Source organism: Salinicola sp. (assembly GCF_982684285.1).
Window position 1 is genome coordinate 1 of sequence record NZ_CEXLVS010000461.1, and the last position, 1,372, is coordinate 1,372.

Below are 1,372 nucleotides of genomic sequence, written 5' to 3' on the forward strand. Positions count from 1 at the left end.
ATGAAAAGATTGCGCCATTTCCTCTGTTAACTTGTGGCGCTGTACGCCCTCCGATAATGAGTCTACAAGGGCTAATGTTAAGGTTAATGCACCGACCTGCTCAAAACCTAAAATCATGACAGCTCTTGACACCGTGCTAATTTTTTTTCCGCCGGGATTGTAGTTAAAGGAGTTTGCCACTTTTAATAAGCGACTCGTTAACGACGCATCTCTTAATATAGTCTGAGCAACTTCACTCGCTGAGCTATCTTCACTATTTACCGATTCAGTGACATCGGCCACCGTACCTGAAAACACAGGCATATCTTCACCACTAAGGTGTTTTATCCATGACTCTAGTTCTTTATTTGCTGTACTCGCCAAACTAATATCCTTTTAGGGTTTTTCATTTGCAATGCCATGAGGCACATGACCTGTAGCTACATGTTCTCTGGCTGAATCACAATGCCCCTGTTGATCATCAAAAAATATATCCGCACCGAAAGATTCCAAAAATGGACCTTTATCCATGCCGCCAAGAAATATGGCTTCATCAATCCGAATTCCCCAAGCTCGAAGCGTAAGAATAACGCGCTCATGTGCCGGTGCCGATCGGGCAGTAACTAGTGCAGTTCGAATGGGGGACTCTTTATCATTATATTCTGTCTGCAAATGATTCAGAGTAACTAAAAAGTCCTTAAATGGACCATCCGACAATGGCTTTTTAGCCGTTTTCTGTTCGACTTCAGTGAAGGTTTTGAGACCATGTTCTTTATATATACGCTCAGCTTCATCTGAAAACAAAACCGCATCACCATCAAAGGCAATGCGTAATTGTTTTATTTCACTCGTTTTGCCCACATTCGAAGGTAAGATAGTCGCCGCAGCTATTCCTGCATCTAAGGCCATGCGTACATCTTCAGGACTTGTAGATAAGAATAGGTTGGCACCGAATGGGGCGACATAACGATAGGGACTCTTACCAGAAGTAAATACTGCTCGTGTTATATCCAAATTATGATGTTGAATAGAATTAAACACTCTTAAACCAGTATCCGCACTATTACGTGACAATAAAATAATTTCTACGCTTGGATTTGACGCGTCTCTTTTATTTAAAGCCAGTAATTTTCGAACTAAATTATAGGCTGTGCCGGGTTGTAGTGGTACATCTTCATTTGCTATCTGATAATCACAATAAGCCTGTGTACCTTGTTGTTCATATATTCGATGGCTTTCATCCAGATCAAATAATGCCCGTGAAGAGATAGCAACAACAAGAGGCTTTTTTTTCATGACTAACTATCTCCATCTCGCACTAGTGATTGGCCATTTTTACGCGCTATCCGCATACAGCGCTGCCAAGCATTGTCAGCTTTATCAACAATTAACG

The 1,372-nt window shown here is 41.4% G+C and carries 2 protein-coding genes; both read right to left on the bottom strand.

The features are described 5' to 3' along the window. Positions 1-363 (bottom strand): HDOD domain-containing protein (locus AC3AYF_RS21065; RefSeq protein ID WP_487780420.1); only part of this gene is annotated, 363 nt, incomplete at its 3' end. A 12-nt stretch (positions 364-375) separates the two neighbouring features. Beyond that, positions 376-1,275, bottom strand: coding sequence for a 5'-nucleotidase (locus tag AC3AYF_RS21070; protein WP_487780421.1), 900 nt, complete (start codon positions 1,273-1,275; stop codon positions 376-378). Positions 1,276-1,372: the final 97 nt, after the last annotated feature.

What these genes read in the sequence shown, in the direction of transcription:
- AC3AYF_RS21070 (WP_487780421.1), bottom strand. Translation starts at nt 1,275, where the DNA reads ATGAAAAAAAAGCCTCTTGTTGTTGCTATCTCTTCACGGGCATTATTT.